The 23,287-nt window shown below is 70.5% G+C and carries 16 protein-coding genes; 12 read left to right on the forward strand and 4 right to left on the reverse strand.

Going from position 1 to position 23,287, the window contains the following annotated elements:
* Positions 1-27: 27 nt before the first annotated feature.
* From gcl to ACSQ4M_RS25320, 11 genes are all read left to right on the forward strand, one after another.
* Positions 28-1,824 (forward strand): glyoxylate carboligase, encoded by a 1,797-nt coding sequence (gene gcl / locus ACSQ4M_RS25270; RefSeq protein ID WP_436192147.1) that lies wholly within the window; start codon positions 28-30, stop codon positions 1,822-1,824.
* A gap of 10 nt (positions 1,825-1,834) precedes the next feature.
* The gene (gene hyi / locus ACSQ4M_RS25275; RefSeq protein ID WP_436192148.1) at positions 1,835-2,608 is read left to right on the forward strand and encodes a hydroxypyruvate isomerase; all 774 of its coding nucleotides are present in this window, start codon (positions 1,835-1,837) and stop codon (positions 2,606-2,608) included.
* Between the two features lie 19 nt (positions 2,609-2,627).
* Positions 2,628-3,533, forward strand: a complete 906-nt coding sequence (locus ACSQ4M_RS25280; protein WP_436192149.1) for a 2-hydroxy-3-oxopropionate reductase — start codon at positions 2,628-2,630, stop codon at positions 3,531-3,533.
* Between the two features lie 118 nt (positions 3,534-3,651).
* Entirely contained in the window at positions 3,652-4,011 is a 360-nt protein-coding gene (gene uraH / locus ACSQ4M_RS25285) for a hydroxyisourate hydrolase (protein ID WP_436192150.1), read from the forward strand.
* 235 nt (positions 4,012-4,246) lie between these two features.
* Positions 4,247-5,725 carry a nucleobase:cation symporter-2 family protein gene (locus tag ACSQ4M_RS25290; protein ID WP_436192151.1) on the forward strand — a complete coding sequence of 493 codons (1,479 nt, stop codon included), beginning with the start codon at positions 4,247-4,249 and terminating at the stop codon, positions 5,723-5,725.
* Positions 5,726-5,871: 146 nt separating this feature from the next.
* Entirely contained in the window at positions 5,872-7,146 is a 1,275-nt protein-coding gene (locus ACSQ4M_RS25295) for a hypothetical protein (RefSeq protein ID WP_436192152.1), read from the forward strand.
* The gene (locus tag ACSQ4M_RS25300) at positions 7,143-8,276 is read left to right on the forward strand and encodes a hypothetical protein (protein ID WP_436192153.1); all 1,134 of its coding nucleotides are present in this window, start codon (positions 7,143-7,145) and stop codon (positions 8,274-8,276) included. Before ACSQ4M_RS25295 ends, ACSQ4M_RS25300 begins: the two co-directional genes overlap by 4 nt.
* A gap of 211 nt (positions 8,277-8,487) precedes the next feature.
* On the forward strand, positions 8,488-9,318 hold the full coding sequence (locus ACSQ4M_RS25305) for a metal ABC transporter solute-binding protein, Zn/Mn family (RefSeq protein ID WP_436192154.1): 831 nt from the start codon (positions 8,488-8,490) through the stop codon (positions 9,316-9,318).
* 2 nt (positions 9,319-9,320) lie between these two features.
* Entirely contained in the window at positions 9,321-10,049 is a 729-nt protein-coding gene (locus tag ACSQ4M_RS25310; RefSeq protein WP_436192155.1) for a metal ABC transporter permease, read from the forward strand.
* A gap of 10 nt (positions 10,050-10,059) precedes the next feature.
* Positions 10,060-10,566: a Fur family transcriptional regulator gene (locus ACSQ4M_RS25315; RefSeq protein WP_436192156.1), complete on the forward strand. Its 507-nt coding sequence runs from the start codon at positions 10,060-10,062 to the stop codon at positions 10,564-10,566.
* A gap of 201 nt (positions 10,567-10,767) precedes the next feature.
* Positions 10,768-14,592, forward strand: coding sequence for a response regulator (locus ACSQ4M_RS25320; protein WP_436192157.1), 3,825 nt, complete (start codon positions 10,768-10,770; stop codon positions 14,590-14,592).
* Between the two features lie 303 nt (positions 14,593-14,895).
* On the opposite strand, the gene ACSQ4M_RS25325 is transcribed toward ACSQ4M_RS25320, so the two are convergent.
* Positions 14,896-15,285 (reverse strand): MAPEG family protein, encoded by a 390-nt coding sequence (locus tag ACSQ4M_RS25325; protein ID WP_436192158.1) that lies wholly within the window; start codon positions 15,283-15,285, stop codon positions 14,896-14,898.
* A 125-nt stretch (positions 15,286-15,410) separates the two neighbouring features.
* Between ACSQ4M_RS25325 and ACSQ4M_RS25330 the strand changes: the two genes are divergently transcribed.
* Positions 15,411-16,094, forward strand: a complete 684-nt coding sequence (locus tag ACSQ4M_RS25330; protein ID WP_436192159.1) for a response regulator transcription factor — start codon at positions 15,411-15,413, stop codon at positions 16,092-16,094.
* Here the strand turns inward: ACSQ4M_RS25330 and ACSQ4M_RS25335 are convergent, their stop codons facing one another.
* The 3 genes from ACSQ4M_RS25335 to ACSQ4M_RS25345 form a co-directional block, all read right to left on the reverse strand.
* The gene (locus ACSQ4M_RS25335) at positions 16,095-20,027 is read right to left on the reverse strand and encodes a response regulator (protein ID WP_436192160.1); all 3,933 of its coding nucleotides are present in this window, start codon (positions 20,025-20,027) and stop codon (positions 16,095-16,097) included.
* Between the two features lie 131 nt (positions 20,028-20,158).
* Positions 20,159-21,412, reverse strand: a complete 1,254-nt coding sequence (locus tag ACSQ4M_RS25340) for an HD-GYP domain-containing protein (protein ID WP_436192161.1) — start codon at positions 21,410-21,412, stop codon at positions 20,159-20,161.
* 12 nt (positions 21,413-21,424) lie between these two features.
* Positions 21,425-23,056 carry a methyl-accepting chemotaxis protein gene (locus tag ACSQ4M_RS25345; protein WP_436192162.1) on the reverse strand — a complete coding sequence of 544 codons (1,632 nt, stop codon included), beginning with the start codon at positions 23,054-23,056 and terminating at the stop codon, positions 21,425-21,427.
* Positions 23,057-23,287: the final 231 nt, after the last annotated feature.

Here is a 23,287-nt window from a genome sequence, read left to right on the forward strand (position 1 = left end):
CAGTTGCACCAACCCAGGAGACTTGCAATGGCAAAGATGAAGGCGGCGATGGCCGCAGTGCTCGTGATGGAAAAAGAAGGCATCACCCAGGCCTTCGGCGTGCCCGGCGCCGCCATCAACCCGCTCTATGCGCAGTTGCGCGAGCGCCAGACCATCAGCCACGTGCTGGCGCGCCATGTCGAGGGTGCCTCGCACATGGCCGAGGGCTACACGCGGGCCAAGGCCGGCAACATCGGTGTCTGCATCGGCACCTCGGGCCCGGCCGGCACCGACATGGTCACGGGCCTGTATTCGGCCAGCGCCGACAGCATCCCGATCCTGTGCATCACGGGCCAGGCGCCGCGCGCACGGTTGCACAAGGAAGACTTCCAGGCGGTGGACATCACCAGCATCGTCAAGCCCGTGACCAAGTGGTCCACCACGGTGCTGGAGCCGGCCCAGGTGCCGCGCGCCTTCCAGCAGGCCTTCCACCTGATGCGCTCGGGCCGCCCGGGCCCGGTGCTGATCGACCTGCCCTTCGACGTGATGATGGCCGAGATCGAGTTCGACATCGACACCTACGCGCCGCTGCCGGTCTACAAGCCGGCCGCCACGCGCGCACAGATCGACAAGGCGCTGGACATGCTGGAGAGCGCCGAGCGCCCGCTGATCGTGGCCGGTGGCGGCATCATCAACGCCGACGCGAGCGAGTTGCTCGTGGAGTTCTCCGAGCTGACTGGCATCCCGGTCATCCCCACGCTGATGGGCTGGGGCACCATCCCCGACGACCACCCGCTCATGGCCGGCATGTGCGGCCTGCAGACCAGCCACCGCTACGGCAACGCCAACATGCTGGCGTCCGACTTCGTGCTGGGCATCGGCAACCGCTGGGCCAACCGCCACACGGGCAGCCCCGAGGTGTACTGCAAGGGCCGCAAGTTCATCCACGTGGACATCGAGCCCACCCAGATCGGCCGTGTGTTCGCACCGGACTACGGCATCGTCTCCGACGCCAAGGCCGCGCTCGAACTCTTCGTGCAGGCAGCCCGCGAGCGCGCCGCGCAGCGCAGGCTGCCCGAGCGCTCCGCCTGGGCCGCCGAATGCCAGGACCGCAAGCGCGACGTGCAGTACCTGCGCAAGACCAACTACGACAGCGTGCCCATGAAGCCGCAGCGCGTCTACCAGTGCATGAACAACGCCTTCGGCAAGGACGTGACCTACGTCTCCACCATCGGCCTGTCGCAGATCGCCGCTGCGCAGTTCCTGCATGTCTACGGCCCGCGCCAGTGGATCAACTGCGGCCAGGCCGGCCCGCTGGGCTGGACCGTGCCGGCCGCCCTGGGCGTGCGCGCCGCCGACCCGAGCCGCAAGATCGTCGCGCTGTCGGGCGACTACGACTTCCAGTTCATGCTGGAGGAGCTGGCCGTGGGCGCGCAGTTCAAGCTGCCCTACCTGCACATCGTCGTGAACAACAGCTACCTGGGCCTGATCCGCCAGAGCCAGCGCGGCTTCGGCATGGACTACTGCGTGCAGCTGGCCTTCGACAACATCAACACGCCGGCCGACGAGGCGGTGCGCAGCTACGGCGTGGACCACATCAAGGTGGTCGAGGGCCTGGGTTGCAAGGCCATCCGCGTGCACCGCTCCGAGGAGATCGCACCGGCCATTCGCCAGGCCGAAGCCTGGATGGAGGAGTACCGCGTGCCGGTGGTGGTGGAGGTGCTGCTCGAGCAGGTGACCAACATCGCCATGGGCACCGAGATCGACAACGTGGTGGAGTTCGAGGACCTGGCATCGGGCAAGTCCGACGTGCCCACGGCCATCGCCGCCGCCATGCTGGATTGAGGAGAACGCCATGCCCAAGTTCGCTGCCAACCTCTCCATGCTGTTCACCGAGGTGCCCTTCCTGGAGCGCTTCGAACGTGCTGCGCACGCCGGCTTCGGGGCCGTCGAGTTCATGTTCCCCTACCCGTATTCGGCCGCCGACATCCTGGCCCGCATGCAGGAACACCGGCTGCAGCTCGTGCTGCACAACCTGCCCGCCGGCGACTGGGATGCCGGCGAGCGCGGCATCGCCTGCATCCCGGGACGCGAACGCGAGTTCCGCACCGGCGTGGGCCAGGCCATCGAGTACGCCCGCGTGCTCGGCGTGCGCCAGCTGAACTGCCTGGTCGGCAAGACGCCGGCCGGCGTGGATCCGGCCCAGGTCCACGCCACGCTGGTGGAGAACCTGCGCTATGCCGCGCTGCAACTGGCCGATGCGGGCCTCAAGCTGCTCGTGGAGCCCGTCAACAGCTACGACATCCCGGGCTTCCACCTGAACCGCAGTGGACAGACGCTGGCGCTGCTCGACGAGGTCGGCGCGCCCAACCTCTTCCTGCAGTACGACATCTACCACATGCAACGCATGGAAGGCGAGCTCGCGGCCACGCTCACGAAGCAGCTGCCGCGCATCGCCCACATCCAGCTGGCCGACAACCCCGGCCGCAACGAGCCGGGCACGGGCGAGCTCAACTACCCGTTCCTGTTCGCCCACCTGGACCGCATCGGCTACCAGGGCTGGATCGGCTGCGAATACAAGCCCGCGGGCCGCACCGAGGACGGCCTCTCCTGGATTCCCCAACACTGACAACGACCTGCTTTCAGACATGACTTCTTCCTCTCTCAAGATCGGTTTCATCGGCCTGGGTGTCATGGGCACGCCCATGGCCGGCCACCTGATCCAGGCCGGCCACCAGCTCTTCCTGCACACGCTGGGCAAGGTGCCGGCCGCGCTGGCCGAGACCAGCGCCACGCAGTGCACCTCGGCCCGCGGCGTGGCCGAGCGCGCCGACATCGTGATCACCATGCTGCCGGACACGCCCGACGTGGCGGCCGTGCTGTTCGGCGAGGACGGCGTGGCCGCCGGCATCTCGGCTGGCAAGCTCGTCATCGACATGTCCTCGATCTCGCCCGTGGAGACCCAGGACTTCGCGCGCCGCATCGAGTCTCTGGGCGCCGACTACCTGGACGCGCCGGTCTCCGGTGGCGACGTGGGCGCGCGCAACGCCACGCTGTCCATCATGTGCGGCGGCAAGCCCGAGGTGTTCGAGCGCGCCCGGCCGGTGCTGGCCGTGATGGGCAAGAACATCACGCGCGTGGGTGGCAGCGGCGACGGCCAGTCCTGCAAGGTGGCCAACCAGATCGTCGTGGCGCTGACCATCCAGGCCGTGGCCGAGGGCCTGCTGTTCGCCGCGCGTGCCGGTGCCGACCCGGCCCGCGTGCGCGAGGCGCTGCTGGGCGGCCTGGCCAGCTCGCGCATCCTCGAGGTGCTGGGCGAGCGCATGGTCAAGCGCACCGTGGAGCCGGGCTTTCGGATCGCCCTGCACCAGAAGGACCTGAACCTGGCGCTGGGCGCGGCACGCCAGCTGGGCCTGGCGCTGCCGGGCACGGCCGGCGCGCAGCAACTGTTCTCGGCCTGCGTGGCCCAGGGCGGCGCGGCCTGGGACCACTCGGGCATGGTGCGTGCACTCGAGACTTTGTCGCAGTTCAAGATCGGCGATAAACCGGCCTGAGCCAACCCACTCCTCCTGGTACGGCGCTTGCATCGCCTCCGTGGCTGCGGAGGCGTGCGGGCGCCGTATCGCGTATACGATCCACCCCTGCCCACCCTCTTCGAAAGGAACAACGACCATGGGACACCTGAGCACCCACGTTCTCGACACCGCCCACGGCTGCCCGGCCGCCGGCATGCAGGTCACGCTGCAGCGCGTGCAGGCCGACGGCAGCGCGCAGACCGTCAAGACCCTCACGCTGAATGCCGACGGCCGCAACGACGGCGGGCCGCTGCTCGATGCCGCCAGCATGGAAACCGGCCGCTGGCGCCTGGTGTTCGAGGTGGCGCCGTACTTCCGCGCACGCGGCGTGGAGCTGCCCGAGTACCCCTTCGTCGACAGCGTGCAGCTGGACTTCGGCATCGCCGACAAGGCCGGCCACTACCACGTGCCGCTGCTCGTGAGCCCCTACAGCTACAGCACCTACCGCGGCTCCTGAACCCTTCTTCGTATGCGATCAAAGGGTTTTTCCGGAGACAAAAACCTTCTATTGTGTATACGATAAGCCATATATCCAGGTCGCCGCGGGTCTCCTCTTCTGAGGGGTTTTGCGACCACAGCTCCTCACAGAACCCGCTGTGGTGGGGGGAAGAACCGGCCGGCACTGGCCGCGGCTTCCCCCACTGAAAGCCGCCCAGCGCGCGTGCACTTTTTCGAAGTCCTGGAGACACCCGATGACCACGCCCGCTGTCCACCCCGTGGATGAACGCCTGCCCACCGGCCGACTGGCCGCGCTGGGCCTGCAACATGTTCTCGTGATCTATGCCGGCGCCGTGGCGGTGCCGCTGATCGTGGGTCGCGCGCTGCAGCTCTCGCCGCACCAGGTCGCCATGCTGATCAGCGCCGACCTGTTCTGCTGCGGCATCGTCACGCTGATCCAGTCCTTCGGCATGACGCGCTGGTTCGGCATCAAGCTGCCCGTGATGATGGGCGTGACCTTCGCGGCGGTCGGCCCCATGGTGGCCTTCGCCAACGCCATGCCCGGCGTGGAGGGGGCGCGCGCGATCTTCGGCGCCATCATCGGCGCGGGCGTCATCTCCATGCTGATCGCGCCGGCCATCAGCAAGATGCTGCGCTTCTTCCCGCCCGTGGTCACGGGCACCATCATCGCCGTCATCGGCATCAGCCTGATGCGCGTGGGCGTGGGCTGGGCCATGGGCGGGCCGGCCTCGATGGCGCAGACCGTCGATGCCGAGGCCCTGGGCCGGCTGGTGGACGCCACGCGCGCGGCGGCCGAGGCCAAGGGCGTGCCCATGGGCCAGCTGCTGGGCCCGATCCCGATGATGGACAACCCGCGCTACGGCGCGCTCGACACCATGGGCATCGCCGCAGCGGTGCTGGTCTTCATCCTGCTGCTGGTGCGCTTCGGCCGCGGCTTCGTCGCCAACATCTCGGTGCTGCTGGGCATCGTGGCCGGCTGCGCCGTGGCCGTGGCCATGGGCAAGATGGATTTCCACAAGGTGGCCGAGGCGGCCTGGTTCGACATCGTCACGCCGCTGGCCTTCGGCATGCCGACCTTCGACCCGGTCATGATCCTGACCATGACGCTGGTGATGGTCGTCGTGATGATCGAGTCCACCGGCATGTTCCTCGCGCTGTCGGACATCACGGGCAAGAAGATCTCGCAGGCCGAACTGGCCGCGGGCCTGCGCACCGACGGCCTGGGCACCGTGATCGGCGGCTTCTTCAACACCTTTCCCTACACCAGCTTCAGCCAGAACGTGGGCCTGGTCGGCGTGACCGGCGTGCGCAGCCGCTGGGTCTGCGTGGCTGGCGGCATGATCATGGTGGTGCTGGGCCTGTTGCCCAAGATGGGGGCCCTGGTGGAGAGCGTGCCCACCTTCGTGCTGGGCGGCGCCGGCCTCGTGATGTTCGGCATGGTCGCGGCCACCGGCATCCGCATCCTGTCGGCCGTGGACTTCCGCGGCAACCGCAATAACCTCTACATCGTCGCGCTGGCGATCGGCTTCGGCCTGATTCCGCTGGTGGCGCCGCGCTGGATGCAGCAGATGGCGCACGGCCTGCACCCGCTGCTGGAGTCCGGCATCCTGCTGACGGCGATTGCCGCCGTGCTGCTCAACATCTACTTCAACGGCACGGGCGACAACACCGCCGATGCGATCGAGGCCGCCAAGGCCGCAGAAGCGCACTGACACCGTTCTCCTCCCGGAGCCCCAGGGCCGAATGCGCATCGCGCATCCGGCCCTTGTCCTTTGTGCCTGGCGTCATTGGATGTGACTGTGTAACATGTTATGTTATAACTATGCATTCTGCAAACCAGGCACGTCAGAGGAGAACCATGCCAAGCCACGCCGCTTCCCGTTCCACCCGTTTCGCACTGGGCCTTGTCGCCGCTCTTGCCCTGGCCGCCTGTGGTGGCGGCGGTGGCGACGACGACCATGCCCACGAGGACTACGACATCGACACGGCCGGCCGTCTGGCGATCGCCGAGAGCGGCTCTCCCACGTTGCGCCTGCACGACCTGGACAGCGGGGCCGTGGTCGGCAGCTTCACGCTGGCCAACAGCCCCAGCGCCGTCTACGCCAGCCCCGGTGGCCGGTACGCACTGGCGCTGCAGCGCCCGCAGGACGTCACGCAGATCGTCGATGGCGGCATCTGGCAGGAGGACCACGGCGACCACGACCACGACTACAAGCAGGATCCGCGGCTGCTGACCATGCGCGTGGACGGCCCCCAGCCCACGCACTACGACGACCGCGCCGGCCAGGCCGCGCTGTTCATGGATGGCCGCGCCGCCACTGCGCAGAACGCCTCGGCGCTGCTGCTCACGGACGCCGGCATCGCGGCGGGCCAGGTGTCGGCCACGCTGCCCCTGACCGCGCCCATGCACGGCTTCGCCGAGCCCAACGGCGACCACCTGGTGACGAGCGCGCTCGTGGCCGGCGCCACCTCGCCGACCCAGGTGGAAATCTACCGCCGCCAGGGCAGCGCATACAGCTTCGTGCAGCGGCTTGACGCCGTGTGCCCGGGCATGCACGGCAGCTACACGCAGGGCACGACCACCGTGGCCGGCTGCAGCGACGGCGCCATGCTCGTGCGCCCGGTGGCCAGCGGCGGCTTCGCTGCCACGCGCGTGACGGCGCCCTCCGGCATCAGCACCATCGCCGGCCACCCCGAACTGGCGCGTTTCGTGGGCGTCGGCAACAGCGGCACGCCGTCGACCACGCGCTTCTACGACATCGATCCCGCCACCAACGCGGTGACGCCGATCGCGATCGCCGGCTGGGGCGAGGGCCGCCTGCGCCGCGCCCACGGCTTCGACCGCGAAGGCCGCACGCTGTTCGTGCTCGACGACCAGGGCACGCTTTACGCGCTGCAATACGGCGCTGGCGCGTGGACCACGCGCGCCACGCTGACCGGCGCGGTGCCGGCCATGCCCGCGGCCGCCCCCTTTCCCGCCTTCGCTGCCAACGGCGCGCGCGACGAGGTCTACCTGAGCGATCCGAGCGGCAAGCAGCTGCTGGTGGTGGATGCCGCGCAGCTGCAGGTCAAGCAGCGCGTGGCCCTGGGCTTCACGCCCTCCTACCTGGCCTGGCTGGGGATCGCACGATGAAGCGCTTCGCCTTGACGGCCGCACTGGCCGCGGCCACCAGCGCGCAGGCGCAGGATCCGTCGCCAGCGGAGCGCTGGCAGTTCGGCGCCGTGCTCGACGTGGCCGCCTCCTCGCGCGTCCCGGCCCTGGGCCAGCGCGTGCAGGGCCTGGGCCTGGGCCACAGCGACATCAGCCTGTTCGGCCCCATCGGCAGCGCGCTGCAGGCCCAGGTGACGACCGCTGTGCACAGCCACGACGACGACCTGGAGGCCGAGCTGGAAGAGGCCTTCGTGCAGACGCGCAGCCTGCCGGCCGGCCTGCAGGCGCGCGCCGGGCGCTTCTCCTCGCAGCTGGGCTATCTCAACGAGCAGCATCCGCACGCCGACGACTTCGTGGAGCGTCCGCTGCTGTACCGCGCCTTCCTGGGCGGCCACTGGTACGACGACGGCGTGCGCCTGAACTGGACCGCGCCGACCGACCTGTACCTGCGCCTGGGCGCCGAGGTGTTCCGCGGCAAGCAGCTGGTGCAAGAGGCCAGCCGCTCGCAAAGCCCGGGCGCCTTCGTGCTGACCGCGCGCACGGGGGGCGACATCGGCACATCGCACAGCTGGCAGGCCGGCCTGTCCTGGCTGCATAACCGGCGCGAGGCGGCACTGGAGGAAGACCACGACCACGGTGGCGACGACCATGACCACGGGCATGACCATGCGCATGCCCATGGCGCGGCCTACAGCGGCAAGCAGCTGTACCTGTTCGACCTGGCCTACAAGTGGGCGCCGGACGGCAACAACAGCCGCCAGCAGCTGCGCCTGGCCTACGAGTACGCCGAGGTGCACGACCTCAACCGTTACGCCGCCAGCAGCGACAAGCACCGCGCGCACTACCTGAGCGCCGTCTACCGCTTCGCGCCGAGCTGGGAGGTGGGCGTGCGCACCGACCTGCTGCGCGTGCGCCAGCCGCACGGCGACCATTTCCACGGTGCCCGCCTGGCCGAAGATGCGGTGATGCTGGCCTACAAGCCCACGCACATGCAGAGCCTGCGCCTGCAGTTCACGCGCCAGCGCGACGCGGTCGGATTCGACACCGGCAAGCATGCGCTGCAGTTGCAATACGTCCTGTCCTTCGGTGCCCATGCTGCGCATGCTTTTTGACCTCCCCCAGTCTGCGCGCTCCGCGCTCCGGCCCCCCCCGGCAGGGGGCGCCGTCAGCGGCCTGGCAGAGCCAGTTCCGCGACGGCCGCTGGCATGGGTGGGCCAGGTGCAGGCCGAACGGCCCCACAACAAGCGCGCACGGGCATGGTTGCTCCCATGGGCTGCCGCCTGTGCGCTGTGCGCCGCCGCGGGCGCCAGCCACGCCCTGACCGTGTTCGCCTGCGAGCCGGAATGGGCTGCGTTGGTGAAGCAGCTGGCGCCGCAGGCCCAGGTCAGCAGCGCCACCCACGCGCGACAGGACCCGCACCACATCGAGGCCCGGCCCAGCCTGATCGCCGCGCTGCGCCGGGCCGACCTGGCCGTGTGCACCGGCGCCTCGCTGGAGACCGGCTGGCTGCCGATGCTGCAGCAGCGCGCGGGCAATGCACGCGTGCAGGACGGCACGCCCGGCATGTTCTACGCGGCCGACCATGTGACGCTGATCGACCCGCGCCCGCCCGGCACCCCGTTCGATGGCGACGTGCACAGCGAAGGCAACCCGCACGTGCAGCTCGACCCCGACCGGCTGCTGGCGATCGCCCAGGCGCTGTCGCAGCGGCTGCAGCAGCTCGAGCCGGCACGCGCGGCCGCGCATGCTGCACGCTGGCAGGCCTTCGAGCGCGACTGGCGCGCACGCATGGCGGCCTGGCGCGAACGTGCGGCGCCGTTGCGCGGCATGCAGGTCGCGGCCCAGCACACCACCTACGCCTACCTGTGGCACTGGTTGGACATGGCGCAGGTGGCCGACCTGGAACCCAAGCCCGGCATGCCGCCCACGCCGGGGCATCTGCAGCGGGTGCTGGAGACCACGCGCGCGGCGCCGCCGCGTGCGGTCGTCGTGTCGCTCTACCAGGACGCGCGGCCGGCGCAATGGCTGGTGCAGCAGCTGGGCCGCGGCACGCGGCTGCTGCAGCTGCCGTCCACCGTGGCCGATGAGGGACAGGCGAGCGACCTGGCGGCGCTGTTCGATCTGCTGATCGCGCAGCTGCTGCCGCCGCGCTGAGCATGGAAGCGCTTGCCTGGCTGGCCGCACCGGTGGCCGCGCTGGCCGTGGCCTGCCTGGCGCTGGTGCCGCTGGGGGGTCAGGTGCTGGCGCGCGGCGTCGTTTTCATCGATCTGGCCGTGGCGCAGGTGGCGGCCTGCGGTGCGCTGGCCTGCGCCCTGCTGGTGAACCACCCGCCCGCATGGGCCACGGCGCTGGCAGCGGCGGTCTCGGCCCTGGCCGGCGCCGGCACGGTGCGCGCCATTGCGCGCCGCGCACCGCGCCAGCGAGAAGCCCTGATCGGTCTGGTCTACGTGGCCGGCGCCAGCTGCGCGGTGTTGGCTGCCGCTCAGGCACCGCACGGGCGCGAGCTGCTGGCCGCGCTGCTGGCGGCCGACGTGCTCTGGGCGCCGTGGTCAGCCACGGGGCTGCTGGCCGGCGCGGCACTGCTGGTGATGCTCAGCGCCGGTCGGCTCGCACGCGACGCCTGGTTCTACCCCGTGTTCGCCCTGGCGCTCAGCGCTGCGGTGCCGGCGCTGGGCCTGTACCTGGTGTTCGCCCTGCTGATCGCGCCGGCGCTGTGGCTGACGCGCGGCATGCGCCAGCCACTGGCGCTGTCGCTGGCGGCCCTGGCCTGCGCGTTGGGGCTGACCCTGTCGTGGGCGCTGGACTGGCCCAGCGGCGCCTGCGTCGCCTTGGCGCTGTGCGGGTTGGGATTGGCCGCGGCGCTGCCCAGGGAAAGGCCGGCCTAGAATTCCGGCCATGCCCCGCAAGACCGCCTCCCGTGCCCCCGTGCAGACCGCCAAGCAGCCCACGCCGCGGCAGCACCAGCAGGCACTGGCCGACGCCCAGGCACGCTGCGCGGCCCAGGGTGCGCAGATGACCGAGCAGCGCGCGCTGGTGCTGGAGCTGCTGCTGGCGCGCGACGGCGCAGGCAAGGCCTACGACCTGCTGGCCGACATGCGCGCGCTGAACCCGGGCGTGGCGCCAATGACGGTCTACCGCGCCCTCGATTTCCTGGTCGAACAGGGCCTGGTCCACAAGGTCGCGGCCACCAGCAGCTTCGTGGTCTGCAAGCACGGCCCGCACCCGCACAACGACCCGGTGTTCCTGGTCTGCGGCCGCTGCGGCGATGCCACCGAGTGGGACAACCCGGCCCTGGGCAACCAGGTCGAGCAGGCGCTTGCCGGCCTGGGCCTGCATGCCCACGGCATGGAGATCAGCGTGGATTGCGCACGCTGCCAGGCCCAGGATCTGCAGCGGCGTTAGTCCCCGCACCGAAATCACCCCTGCCGGTCGACGGCCGCCACAAGGCCGATGCCTCCACCGGTCGACGGCACCGGGACCGACGTGCCGCAGATCACGCAGGCCGGGTGAGCCAAAGGCCGTGCTCGTCGCCCTGTCCTACGCGGCCCAGCCGGCGACGCGCTTAGGCTCGGCGGTTTTGCAGCCGCCCCCCGGAGGTTTGCCATGCCGCCCACGGACCCGCTCAGCCCGCGCCTGAAGTTCGCCCGGCTGGCCTGCGCGCTGTCGGCGCTCATGGCCTTGGCGGTGCTGGTGGGCTGGGCGTTCGACCTGCCAGCGCTGCGCAGCGTGATCCCGGGCGCGGCGCAGATGAAGGCCAACGCCGCCCTGGGCCTGCTGGCCTGTTCGGCTGCGCTGTGGTTGCGCACCCGGCCCGGCCCTGCGGCCGACCGCTGGGCCCAGGCACTGGTCGGTGCCGTGGCCCTGCTGGGCCTGGTGACGCTGGCCGAGATCCTGTTCGACTGGAACCCCGGGCTGGACGAGGCGCTGTTCCGCGATGACGACACGGCCTTCAACCCCGCGCGCGGCCGCATGTCGCCCTACAGCGCCATCGCGCTGGTGGCCTTGGCCGGCGCCATCGCCGCCATGCCGCACCCGCGCCTGCTGACGCTGGCCCGCACCGCGGCCGCCCTGGTGGCCGGCATCGGCATCGTGTCGTTCACCGGCCACCTGTGGAACGTCAGCGCCATCGTGACCGACCGCATCGCGCCGCCGGTGGCCTTGCACACGGCCTGGGCCTTCATGCTGCTGGGCACGGCGGCGCATCTGCTGGCCGCGACGCTGCACGCCCAGCCCGGCTCGCGCGTGCGCAGCCGCATCGAGACCCTGGTGCTGTCGGGCTTCATCCCGACCGCGCTGTTCGTGCTCATGGGTGGTGGGCTGACCTATACGACGGGCGTGCGCTTCGCCGACACGGCGCGCCTGATCGCGCACACGCAGGAGGTGCGCGCCGAGCTGGCCGGCGTCTACGGCGCGATCGCCGACGCCGAACTCGCGCGCCGCAACCAGATGCTGACCGGTGAGCTGCAGTTCTCGGCCGACTACGAGAGCTGGGCCGCCGCGACGCGCCGCAACCTGGCCGAGCTGCGCGGCCTGGTCAGCGACAACCCCGAGCAACTGGCGCGCCATGCGCGCCTGACGCAGCTGACCGAGGCGCATCTGCGCATGCTCGAGGCCGTGGGCTCCGCGCTGATCCGCGAAGGCCTGGCGCCCGCGCGCGATCTGCTGCGCAACGAGGGCACGCGCCAGAACCTGCAGCAACTGCGCGAAAGCGTGCGGGACATGGATGCCGCCGAGGCTGCGCTGCTGGAAACCCGGCTGCGCCGGGCCGAGTCGCAGCGCGATTCCACGCTGGTGGCCCTGCTGGTCACGCTGGTGCTGCTGACGGCCTTGTTCGTGCTGCTGTTCCGCGGCGTCCGCCAGGAGGTGCGGGCCCGGGCCGTGGCCGAGAACCACCTGCAGCAGCTCAACGCCGGTCTGGAGCAGCACGTGCAGGAGCGCACCAGCGAGCTGCAGTTCCAGCAGGCCTTCCTGCGCCGCGTGATCGACCTGAACCGCAACCTGATCTTCGCCAAGGACGCCGAGGGCCGCTTCGTGCTGGCCAACCAGGCGCTGGCCGAGGCCTACGGTACCGACGTGGAGACCCTGGTCGGGCGCAGCGAGCTGGACTTCAACCCCGACCATGCGCAGGTGCGGCGCTTCTTCGCCGCCGACCGGCAGGTCATCGAGAGTGGCCGCGACCTGCTGATCGAGGAGGAACGGCTGGTCGCCGCCGACGGCAGCACGCGCTGGTTCAGCACCATCAAGCGCCCCATCCTGTCGCTGGACGGACGCCAGCGCATTCTGCTGGGCGTGGCCACCGACATCACCCAGCGCAGGCAGGCCGAGGACGAACTGCGCCAGATGGCCGCCACGCTGGAGCAGCGCGTGCAGGAGCGCACGCTGGCCCTGCAGCAGGCCAATGCGGCGCTGGTGGCCGCGCGCCAGGAGGCCGATGCCGCCAGCCGCACCAAGTCGGCGTTCCTGGCCAACATGAGCCATGAGATCCGCACGCCGATGAACGCCATCATCGGCCTGACGCACCTGCTGGCGCGCGATGCGCGCGACCGCACCCAGCGCGAGCGGCTGGACAAGGTGGGCGCCGCCGCCCAGCACCTGCTGCAGGTCATCAACGACATCCTGGACATCTCCAAGATCGAGGCCGGCAAGCTCACGCTGGAGAACATCGAGTTCTCGCTGGACGGCGTGCTGGCCCGCGCCATCGAGCTGGTGGCCGCGCCGGCCCGCAGCAAGGGCCTGGAGCTGATCCTGGACCAGGACCACCTGCCGCGCCGTCTGCGCGGCGACCCGACGCGGCTGTCGCAGATCCTCATCAACCTGCTGACCAACGCCGTCAAGTTCACAGAGACGGGCTGGGTGCGCGTGCGCGGCGCGGTCGTCCGGGAAGACGCGGACCGGCTGCTGGTGCGCTTGGAGGTGCAGGACACCGGACCGGGCATCTCGCGCGGCCGCCAGGCGGCGCTGTTCAACGCCTTCGAGCAGGCCGACAACTCCTTCTCGCGGCGCCATGGCGGCACCGGCCTGGGCCTGGCCTTGTCGCGCCAGCTGGCGCGCGCCATGGACGGAGACGCCGGCGTGGACAGCGCGCCCGGCTCCGGCAGCAGCTTCTGGTTCACGGCCTGGCTGGGCCGCGCGGCACAGGCGCCCCGGCCCGCCATCCAGCCCGTGCTGCAGGGCCTGCGCGCGCTGGTCATCGACGACCTGCCCGAAGCCCTGGCCGTGATCGGCGAGCAGCTGCAGCTGCTGGGCGTGCAGGTCGATGCGGTGGGCAACTGCGACGAGGCGGCACGCCGCATCGAGACCCGCATGGCGGCGCGCCAGGCCTACGACGTGCTGCTGATCGACTGGCGCATGGAGCCGGCCGACGGCATCGAGACGCTGGCGCGGCTGCGCGCGCTGCTGGGCGACGGCATCCCGCCCAGCATCCTGGTGACGGCCTTCGACGAACCGACGCTGGTGGCACGCGCCCGCGCCGCGCACTTCGACGCCGTGATGCTCAAGCCGCTGACCTCGGGCGCCCTGCAGGAACGCCTGGTCGAGCTGCTGCGCAGCGCGGAGACCGAGGCCGAAACGGCCGGCCTGCACGCCTCCGATGCCGCCAGCCTGCTGCAGCAGCGCCACGCCGGCCAGCGCATCCTGCTGGCCGAGGACAACCCCGTGAACCGCGAGGTCGCGCAGGACCTGCTCCACCTCGTGGGCCTGGTGGTGGAGACCGCCTGGGACGGCGGCCGTGCCGTGGAAATGGCGCTGTCGCGCCCGTACGACCTGATCCTCATGGACGTGCAGATGCCGGTGATGGACGGCACCGAGGCCACGCGCGCGATCCGCCAGCGCGACGGCGAGGGCACGCCCATCATCGCCATGACCGCCAACGCCTTCGCCGAGGACCGCCAGGCCTGCCTGGACGCGGGCATGAACGACCACGTGGGCAAGCCCGTCGACCCCGAGGCCCTGTACGGCAAGCTGCTGCGCTGGCTGCCGCTGCGCGAGTCGGCCTCCTCCGGTCTGCAGCCGCTGGCGCAGACCGGTACCTCCGGGCACAGCGAGCCGCTGCAGGCGCGGCTGGAGCGCGTGCCGGGCTACGACGTGGAGCAGGCGCTGCGCCATGTGGCCGGGCAGATGCCCATCCTGGAACGCGCGCTGGGCCGCTTCGTCGAGACCTATGCGCAGGGACTGCCGGAACTGCTGGACACCAGCGGCACGCCTGCCGAGGTCGGGGCGCGCTGGCGCAAGGTCTGCCACTCGGTGCGCGGCGCACTGACCACGGTGGGCGCGCCCGCGCTGCTGCAGGCCCTGCGCGGCTTCGAGCAGCAACTGGCCGACGGCGCCGCGCCCGCCACGCTGGCCGCGCCGGGCCTGCAGCTGCACCGCGACCTCGTGCAACTGGTGCGCCGGCTGGCGCGCGAACTGGGCCGCAGCGCCCAGGGCTGACGGCGGCCCGCCACCGGCTGAACGCTTGCCGCAGTGCACGGCTCCTGGTCGGACTCCACCGCATCCGGGCGATCCCCAGCACATAAGTTATAAAACTGTTTCAGAATTTGGCCGTTGCAAACAAGGAGTCCCATGCCGTTGGCGATGCGGTTCGCGGCGCCCGGCCGTGGCTCGGTGCCGGCCACCGCCCACAGCGTGCAGGCCTTTCTCTGCAGCGCGCGCCTCCAGCAAGAGCAGGCCGATCCTGCGCCCGGCACCTGCACCGGCCCCGCCGGCGTGGTCGCCGTGCGCCTGCGCAAGCCGTCAGCGCACGAAGAACAGCGCCACGCTGACCGCCAGGCCCGCCGTCCAGGCCAGGCTGCGCAGCGTGCTCCTGTCGCGGATGTAGAGCGACACATAGACCACGCGCAGCAGCAGGTAGGCCAGGGCCAGCGCATCGATGCGCGCCTGCGTGGCGCCGAACTGGTGGGCCGCCAGCACGCCGGCCATGAACAGCGGCAGGCCTTCGAAGCCGTTGTGCTGCGCCGCCAGCGCGCGGGCACGCCAGCCGTCCTGGCGCGCCGCCCAGGCGCGTGGCGCGCGGTTGTCGCCGCGCCCGAAGGCACCGGCCTTGGCGATCCAGGCGCTCACGTAGGGCAGCATGGCCGCGGCCAGCAGGCACCAGTAGGCCAGCGTCAGATGGTGGGTATGCATGGAAGGCAGTCTCCTCGGGGTGGCAGATGGGCCGCGATTGTCAGCGCCGACCCCAGCGCCGCTCCCGCACTGCGGCGCCTGGCCACCGTCCGCGCCGACATTCCGATGTTTTAGGAGGATCAAGAATGCACATCGCCATCCTGGAGGACGACCCCGTGCAGCGCGAGCTGCTGACGCTGCTGGTGCAGCAGGGCCGCCACACCTGCAAGGGCTTCGAGACGGCCGCCATGTTCCAGGCCGGCGTGCAGGCCGAGACCTTCGACCTGGCGCTGATCGACTGGATGCTGCCCGACGGCAACGGCGGCGAGGTCCTGCAATGGGTGCGCAAGACCATCGGCTGGCAGCTGCCCTGCATCGTGATCACCGCGCGCGAGGAAGAGCCAGTGACGGTGGCCGCGCTGGAGGCCGGCGCCGACGACTACATCGTCAAGCCGGCCAAGCCACTGGAACTGCTGGCGCGCATCGCTGCCGCCTCGCGCCGCGCCCGCCCTGGCCAGCTGCCGGTGCTGCGTGCGGGCGAATACGAGATCGACATCGCGCGCCAGCGCCTGGCCATGGCCGGCCAGTCCATGGACCTCACGCAGAAGGAGTTCGACCTGGCGGTGTGCCTGTTCCAGAACATGGGCAAGCTGCTGTCGCGCGATTTCCTGCTCGACAAGGTCTGGGGCGTGTCCACCGAGGTCGACGCGCGCACCGTCGACACCCATGTCAGCCGGCTGCGCCGCAAACTCAAGCTGGACGGCACGCACGGCTGGAAGATGGTCTCGGTCTACGGCTTCGGCTACCGCTTCGAGCGCGTGGGCGGCTGATCAGGCGAGCCGCTGCGCAACGGCGGCCACCAGCGCGTCGAGTTCGGTGCGCAGCGCCTCCAGCGGGGCCTGCAGGTCCTGCAGCGGTGCGCCCTTGGCCAGTGCGGCCTCCACGGCCGCGCCCATGTCGCGCAACCGGGCCGCGCCGATCATGCCGACCACGCCGCGCAGCCCGTGCAGCGCACGCGCCAGGGCGGTGCGGTCGCCCTCCTGCAGCAGCCGCACCAGCGTGGCGCCGGTGGCCGCGTAGTGCGACACGAACTGCTGCAGCACGCGCAACAGGATGTCGCTCTGGCCGGCCGCGTACTCCAGCGCCAGCGGCAGGTCGATCAGTGAGGCCATGCGCGCGACGATGTCGGCCGAGCCCACCGGCGTGGCCGGTTGCGGCGCGGGACTCGGTATGGCCGGCCGCGCGGGCTCCTGCCCGGCCAGCGGCGCCGGTGGCCGGCCTTCGCCAAGCCGCGCCGGCAGCCAGCGCAGCAGCGCGGCATGCAGCTCGCGCGGGTCCACGGGCTTGGCCAGGTGCTCGTTCATGCCGGCATCCAGGCAGGCCTGGCGGTCCTCGGGAAAGGCGTTGGCGGTCATCGCGATGATGGGCAGCTGCGCCAGCGCCGGCTCCTGCCGGATGCGGCGCGTGGCCTCCAGACCGTCCAGGTGCGGCATCTGCACGTCCATCAGCACCAGGTCGTAGGGCCGGCTGCGCGCCATGTCCAGGGCCTGGGCGCCATCGCCAGCCACGTCCACATGCACGCCGGCCGCGTGCAGCAGCTGCACGGCCACCTCCTGGTTGACGAGGTTGTCCTCGGCCAGCAGCACGCGCGCGCCGGCCGTGCTGGCCAGCAGCGTCTGCGGCCGGGCCTGGGTGTCGACGGCGCCGGCGTCGGCCACCAGCCGCAGCAAGGTGTCGCGCAGCAGGCCGGCCGTGACGGGCTTGGCGAGCACGGCGCCGAAGCCGGCGTCGCGTGCCAGCTGGTGCAACGATGCGCGGTCGCGCGTGGCCAGCAGCACCATGGCGCGCGGCGGCGCCAGCGCGGCCAGCCGGGTGCCGGCCTGCACGCCGTCCAGGCCCGGCATGGCCTCGTCCAGCAGCAGCAGCTCGTAGGGCCGGCCGGCCTGCAGGGCCTGCTGCGCCTGGACCAGGGCCTGGGTGCCGTCCGGCGCCGTGTCGGCCACCATGCCCAGACCATCCAGCAGCTCGGCCAGCGTGTCGCGCGCCTCGGGCAGGTCGTCCACCACCAGCGCGCGCAGACCCTGCAGCGGTACGGGCTGCGGCACCTGCGCCGCCTGGGCGATGCCCAGGCGCGCCGTGAACCAGAAGCGGCTGCCGCTGCCGGGCCGGCTCTCGGCGCCGACTTCGCCGCCCATCTGCTCGGCAATGCTGCGCGTGAGCGCCAGGCCCAGGCCGGTGCCGCCGTGGCGCCGCGTGCTGGTGCCGTCGGCCTGGGCGAAGGGGGTGAACAAGCGGCCCAGGTCTGCGGCGGCGATGCCGATGCCGGTGTCCTGCACGGCAAAGCGCAGCAGCAGCTGGCCGCCTTCCTGGCCCAGCAGCTCCACGCGCAGCATCACCAGGCCGCGCTCGGTGAACTTCACGGCGTTGAACAACAGGTTCAGCAGCGCCTGCAGCAAGCGTGCGGCGTCGCCGCGCAGCAGGTCCGGCACGGGTTCGACATGCAGCACCAGCTCGATGTCCTTCTGCCGCGCCGCGTCCACCACGGCGGCGCAGCTGCGCGCGAGCAGCGCGTCGAGCGAGAAGTCGGCATGGTCCAGCCGCAGCTGCCCGGACTCGATGCGCGACAGGTCCAGGATGTCGTTGAGCTGATGCAGCAGCTGGCTGGCCGCACCGACGATGCGGCCGAGCTGCTGCTGCTGGGCCGCGTCGTCGATCTCGCGGCGCAGCAGGTGGGCGAAGCCGAGGATGGCGTTGAGCGGCGTGCGGATCTCGTGGCTCATGTTGGCCAGGAAGATGGTCTTGGCCTGGTTGGCCGCGTTGGCGCGGTCGCGGGCCTGCTTCAGCTGCTCGTGGCGCTCGTGCAGCAACAGCTCGGCCTGCTTGTCGCGCGTGATGTTGGTGGCCAGCACGACGAAGCCCTTGACCTCGCCCTCGCGCCGGTCGGGGATGTACTGCACGCGCGTGTCGGCGCGTTCGCCGCGCACGCTGTACTCGGTCTGCTCGAACTCCTGCGGCGTGCCGACCAGCGCGGCGGCCACACGGGGCGCCACGCGTTCGGCGAAGGCAGCGCCGCGCACCTCCACCAGCGTGCGGCCGATCACGCCCTCGGTGGTTTCGCCGAACCATTCGCGCTGGGTGCGGTTGACGAAGCGGCAGCGCAGCCCGCTGTCCCAGTAGACCAGCCGGCCCGGCACGCTGTCGGCCACCAGGTGGGCAAAGCGCTCGGCCTCCTGCAACTGGGCGTTGAGGGCCTGCATGCGCTGCTCGGCCTGGGTGCGCTCGTGCAGCATGCCGGTCAGCTCGCGCGTGCGCGACTGCACCTCGCGCTCGAGCTGCTCCAGCGCCTGGCGCTGGCTTTGCTGCTGCACCGTGACGTCGGTGACCGAGCAGACCACGGCGCTGAGCGCGCCTTCGGGGCCGCCGTGCACGGGTTCGGCGTTCACGCACAGCCACTGGCGCCGGCCCAGGCGGTCGGTGCGCGCGACCAGCACGTCGCGGCGGGCCTGGCCGTCGGCCAGCACGCGGCCGACCGGTGTCTGGCCGGCCGCCAGCGGCTGGCCCTGCGGGTCGTGCAGCACCAGGCCCCAGCCTTTCGGGTGCGTGCCCAGCATGTCTTCGGCGCGCAGGTCCAGCAGGCGCTGGGCCGCAGGGTTGACCGCCGTGGCCATGCCCCGCGCGTCGTAGGCGATCACGCCTTCGTTCAGGGACGCCAGCAGCGAGCGGTGGAACTCTTCGCTGCGCGCCAGCGCCTCGTTGGCCTGGCGCACATCGTGCACGTCGCTGCTGGTGCCGAACCAGCGCGTGGGCCGGCCCTCGGTGCCACCCACCGAGCCGAAGCGCACATTGCACCAGCGGTAGCTGCCATTGGCATGGCGCAGCCGGAAGTCGGACAGGCGATCCGTGCCACTGGCCTGCAGGGCGCGCCATTCGCCCAGCACGGTCGGGCGGTCGTCCGGATGGATCAGGTCCAGCCAGCCGGCGCCCAGCAGTTCGCGCAAGGGTTTGCCGCTGAACTGGACCCAGCGTTCGTTGAGGTATTCGCACTGCGCGTCGGCGTCGCAAATCCAGACCAGCTGTGGCAGCAGGTCCAGCATCCGGCGGTGCTGGCCGGCGTCGGTCCGCAGGGCCGTCTCGAGCTTGCGCCAGCGCCGCTCCCAGCGCCAGGCCGCACCCAGGCCCAGCAGCAGCAGCGCAGCCAGGGCCGACCAGGCCAGCGCATAGCGTTGCTGCTGCACGGCGCGCGCCTGCGCCAGGAGGTTTTCGCTCTGGGTCTCCACGCGCTCGGCCTCCTGCAACAGCGCCACCAGGGCCGAACGGCTGGGGCCGGCGTCCACGCCGGTCCAGGGCGAGCGCGCCAGATCCAGGCCGGCCCACTGCGCATGCAGCGCCTGGGCCTGCTGGGACAGCGTGTTGGGCAGGCCGAGCGGCCCGCCCGCCACGCGCTGGCCCAGCACATCCATGCGCTCCAGCGCATGCAGCCAGGCCGCGCGTTCGGCCACGCCTTGCGTTGCATCGCCCTCGGCCGGCCCGGCCTGCAGCCGCGGCGCCAGCGCGGCCCGCACCACGGCGAGCTGGCGCAACGGGCGCATCTGCTGCTCGAAGTGGTCGGCCTGGAAACGGTCCATCGCGGCCAGCCCGAGCGAGGCCAGGGCCGCCACCAGCCACAGTGCCACGGCCGCGCGCAGCAGCCGCCGCGGCGCCGCGGACGGGCGCACGCCGGCCAACTCGGGGAACGGGCCTTCGGTGCGGACGGGATGTGGCATGCGCGCTCAGGCTTCAGGAATGGGATGGCACATTGGGCCCGAGACCGGCGCCACAAATGTGGCGCAAGTGTGTTAGGGCCTGGCCCTGGCCAACTGGACCGGGCCCTGCAGCCGGCCGCGTTCCCGTGCCTTCACGGTGCCCCCCCTTCCTGCGGGCCGGACCGCAGCCTCTTCAGGCCGCAGAGTTCGTCCAGGTCCTGGAAACGCCAGTCGGATGGCGTCTCGTAGCGCTCGATGGCGTCACCCAGGGCGGCGTCGGCCAGGTCGACTTCGCGCGGGTAGACCCGCACGTTGGAACCCAGGTCGAAGAAGGCCTTGACGCGCGGCGCCAGCAGGTTGGCCGGGTTCTGCTCCACGACCACGGCAAGCCTTCCCGAGCGCAGCCGCACCAGGGAGCCGATCGGGTAGATGCCCACCGTGCGCACGAAGGCCTGGAACACCTTGGGGTCGAAATGGCCCTTCCACTGCACCATCTGGCGCAGCGATTCCGCCGGGCTCCAGGCACGCTTGTAGGGCCGGTCGGAAGTGATGGCGTCGTAGACGTCGCAGATGGCACCCATCTTGGCGACGGTGCTGATCTGGTCGCCGGCCAGGCCGTGGGGGTAGCCGGTGCCATCGACCTTCTCGTGGTGGTGCAGACAGACGTCCAGCACCACCGGCCCGGCGCCGCCGCCTTCCGTGAGCAGTTCGTGCCCGCGCACGGGATGGCTGCGCATGACGCGAAACTCCGCGTCCGACAGCTTGCCGGGCCGGTTCAGGATGTCCAGCGGCATGGCGGCCTTGCCGACGTCGTGCAGCATGCCGGCCAGGCCGACCTTGCGCAGCAGCCTGTCGTTCAGGCCGAGCTGGCGCCCCAGCCCGATCATGAGCGCGCACACCGCCACCGAATGCATGTAGGTGTATTCGTCATGGCGCTTCAGGCGCGCCACGCTGATGAGGGCATGCGGCTTGGACATGACCGACTCGCAGATCTCGTCGACCATGCTTTCGCACCCCGGCAGGTCTAGCGCCTTGCCCAGCCGCGCATCGGAGAACATCGTCGCGATCCTGGGCAGCGAGCGATGGATGAGCTCCAGGGCCTGCCCCACATCGTCGCCACCCTCCGGCACCATGGGCATCAGGGGCGCGGGCATGGTCGCGAGATGCTCCAGCTCCTGCTCCACCATGACCCTGACCTGCGCCTCGGGAATGCCGGTCTCGATGTCCAGGCCCTTGTCGGTGTCGATCCACAGCTCCTGGACGCCGCTGCCGTGCACCTTGGACAGCTGCGCCTCGGTTCCGACCAGGAATTTGGCACGCCAGAACGGGTGGTCCATCCACGAGCCACAGAACTCTTGCACGTACATGCCCAGCCGCAGCTGCGCGGACGGAATCTTCTTCAGCATGGCTCCCGGCGTCTATGCCGACCTGAGGTTCAAGGCGCCACGGCGACGCTGCGGCAGGGCCCGGGGTGAAGGACGTGCGTTTGCAGAACCTGACGGCGCGGACTTGCCGGTGCGGAAGATCGCGACGGACTCGACCAACTCCTGGGCCTGCTTGCTCAGGCTTTGCGCGGCAGCTGCACTTTCCTCGACGAGCGCCGCATTCTGCTGGGTGGCCTGGTCGATGTGGGTGATGGCCTCGCCCACCTGCGCTACGCCCATGCCTTGCTCGGAACTTGCATTGCCGATCTCGCTGACGACTTCCGTGACCCGGCGAATGGAGTCGACGATTTCGTGCATCGTCGCGCCGGCCGTATCGACAAGCTGAGCGCCATGCTCGACGCGTCCAACACTCTCTCCGATCAGGGCCCTGATCTCCTTCGCCGCTTGCGCCGACCGGCCTGCCAGGGTGCGGACCTCGCCGGCAACGACCGCAAAGCCGCGGCCCTGCTCGCCAGCGCGCGCCGCTTCGACCGCGGCGTTCAACGCAAGGATATTGGTCTGGAAGGCGATCCCATCGATGGTGCCGATGATGTCGGCAATCTTCTTGCTGCTGTCGCTGATGGCCTTCATGGTCGTCACGACCTGCCCGACAGCGGCGCCGCCGCGTTCGGCAACCGCACGGGCTGCGGTGGCATGCGCATTCGCCTGGACTGCGTTGGCCGCGTTCTGCTGCACGGTCGCCGTCAGCTCGTCCATGGCCGCTGCCGTCTGCTGCACCGCCGAAGCCTGCTGTTCGGTGCGGGTGCTCAGGTCGGCATTTCCCTGGGAGATCTCGGAGCTTGCCGTGGCCACGCTGTCCGCGTGTTCACGCACGCCGTCGACAACCTGCGTCAACGAAGCCTGCATGTCCGCCAGGGAGGCCAGCAGCGGAGAGAACTCATCGCGGTGGCGGTCGACCACGGGCTGCGTGAGGTCGCCATCGCGCACACGCTCGGCAACGACACGGGAGTGCCCAACACGCTGACGAAGTGTTCTTGCAAGGTACCAGGCAAACAGGAAGAGGCCCACCGTCGCACCGATCACCAATGGGATCAGCGCGCGCATGACATCGGCGGAATCCTTGCGGATCTCCGAGATGTCGCCGCGCAGGGCGCCCTCCTGGAACTTGACGTTGTCTCCCAAGACGGCCAGGAATGCATTGCGTGCAGGGATCGTCTTGTCCACCAGGAAGGCGAACGCCTCCTCCTTGCGCCCCTCCATGATTGGCTGCAAGTTGCCCTCGCCAGCCTGCCAGAACGCATCGGACTGCTTGCGAAGATCGGCGGCCCGGCTGGCTGCATCTGCGCCGGACAGATTGGCTGCGTAGGCGCTCAATGCATCGGCGATGAGCTTGCGCTTGACATCGATGTCCTTCAAGGCCGTCTCGCGTTCCTGCGGCGTGCGCGCAAGAATGGCATGTCGAAGCTGCAGCGATACCCGCGTGACATTCAGCTCCATGGCCGACACATGCTGCAGCTGCGGCACACGCAGCTCCTCCGTCGTCCCGGCGAGCGCCACGATCTGATTCAGCCGCTGCTGAGCAAAAATGGCAATGAATGCCATGAGAGCAGCCAGCACCGCTGCGATGGCGTATGTTCTTCCTACAATCCCGAAGCGCTTGTTCATCTTGGCCTCCAGTTTCAGAACTGCATGAGGTGTTTCAGTGCAGTGCAGCGCTTTCGGCCAGCCGTTCGATGACCCCTCGAAAGCGGATCGATTCTCTGGACACGGAGCGCCCGGATTGTGACGACACTGTGAATGCAGGAATGGCCCGGCAGGTCCTGGCTTGTTGCGGGCGCCCTCCAGAGAACCTCTCCACGCGACCCGTTTTCGCCGGCGCGCCGATGTGGCGTTGCC

The sequence above is a fragment of the Pseudorhodoferax sp. LjRoot39 genome (genome assembly GCF_964253035.1).
In the GTDB taxonomy this organism is placed as follows: Bacteria; Pseudomonadota; Gammaproteobacteria; order Burkholderiales; family Burkholderiaceae_C; genus Pseudorhodoferax.

Excerpts from the sequence above, each read along its gene's own strand:
- gcl (WP_436192147.1), top strand. The coding sequence starts at position 28 with ATGGCAAAGATGAAGGCGGCGATGGCCGCAGTGCTCGTGATGGAAAAA.
- hyi (WP_436192148.1), top strand. The coding sequence starts at position 1,835 with ATGCCCAAGTTCGCTGCCAACCTCTCCATGCTGTTCACCGAGGTGCCC.
- ACSQ4M_RS25280 (WP_436192149.1), top strand. The coding sequence starts at position 2,628 with ATGACTTCTTCCTCTCTCAAGATCGGTTTCATCGGCCTGGGTGTCATG.
- uraH (WP_436192150.1), top strand. The coding sequence starts at position 3,652 with ATGGGACACCTGAGCACCCACGTTCTCGACACCGCCCACGGCTGCCCG.
- ACSQ4M_RS25290 (WP_436192151.1), top strand. The coding sequence starts at position 4,247 with ATGACCACGCCCGCTGTCCACCCCGTGGATGAACGCCTGCCCACCGGC.
- ACSQ4M_RS25295 (WP_436192152.1), top strand. The coding sequence starts at position 5,872 with ATGCCAAGCCACGCCGCTTCCCGTTCCACCCGTTTCGCACTGGGCCTT.
- ACSQ4M_RS25300 (WP_436192153.1), top strand. The coding sequence starts at position 7,143 with ATGAAGCGCTTCGCCTTGACGGCCGCACTGGCCGCGGCCACCAGCGCG.
- ACSQ4M_RS25310 (WP_436192155.1), top strand. The coding sequence starts at position 9,321 with ATGGAAGCGCTTGCCTGGCTGGCCGCACCGGTGGCCGCGCTGGCCGTG.
- ACSQ4M_RS25315 (WP_436192156.1), top strand. The coding sequence starts at position 10,060 with ATGCCCCGCAAGACCGCCTCCCGTGCCCCCGTGCAGACCGCCAAGCAG.
- ACSQ4M_RS25320 (WP_436192157.1), top strand. The coding sequence starts at position 10,768 with ATGCCGCCCACGGACCCGCTCAGCCCGCGCCTGAAGTTCGCCCGGCTG.
- ACSQ4M_RS25325 (WP_436192158.1), bottom strand. The coding sequence starts at position 15,285 with ATGCATACCCACCATCTGACGCTGGCCTACTGGTGCCTGCTGGCCGCG.
- ACSQ4M_RS25330 (WP_436192159.1), top strand. The coding sequence starts at position 15,411 with ATGCACATCGCCATCCTGGAGGACGACCCCGTGCAGCGCGAGCTGCTG.
- ACSQ4M_RS25335 (WP_436192160.1), bottom strand. The coding sequence starts at position 20,027 with ATGCCACATCCCGTCCGCACCGAAGGCCCGTTCCCCGAGTTGGCCGGC.
- ACSQ4M_RS25340 (WP_436192161.1), bottom strand. The coding sequence starts at position 21,412 with ATGCTGAAGAAGATTCCGTCCGCGCAGCTGCGGCTGGGCATGTACGTG.
- ACSQ4M_RS25345 (WP_436192162.1), bottom strand. The coding sequence starts at position 23,056 with ATGAACAAGCGCTTCGGGATTGTAGGAAGAACATACGCCATCGCAGCG.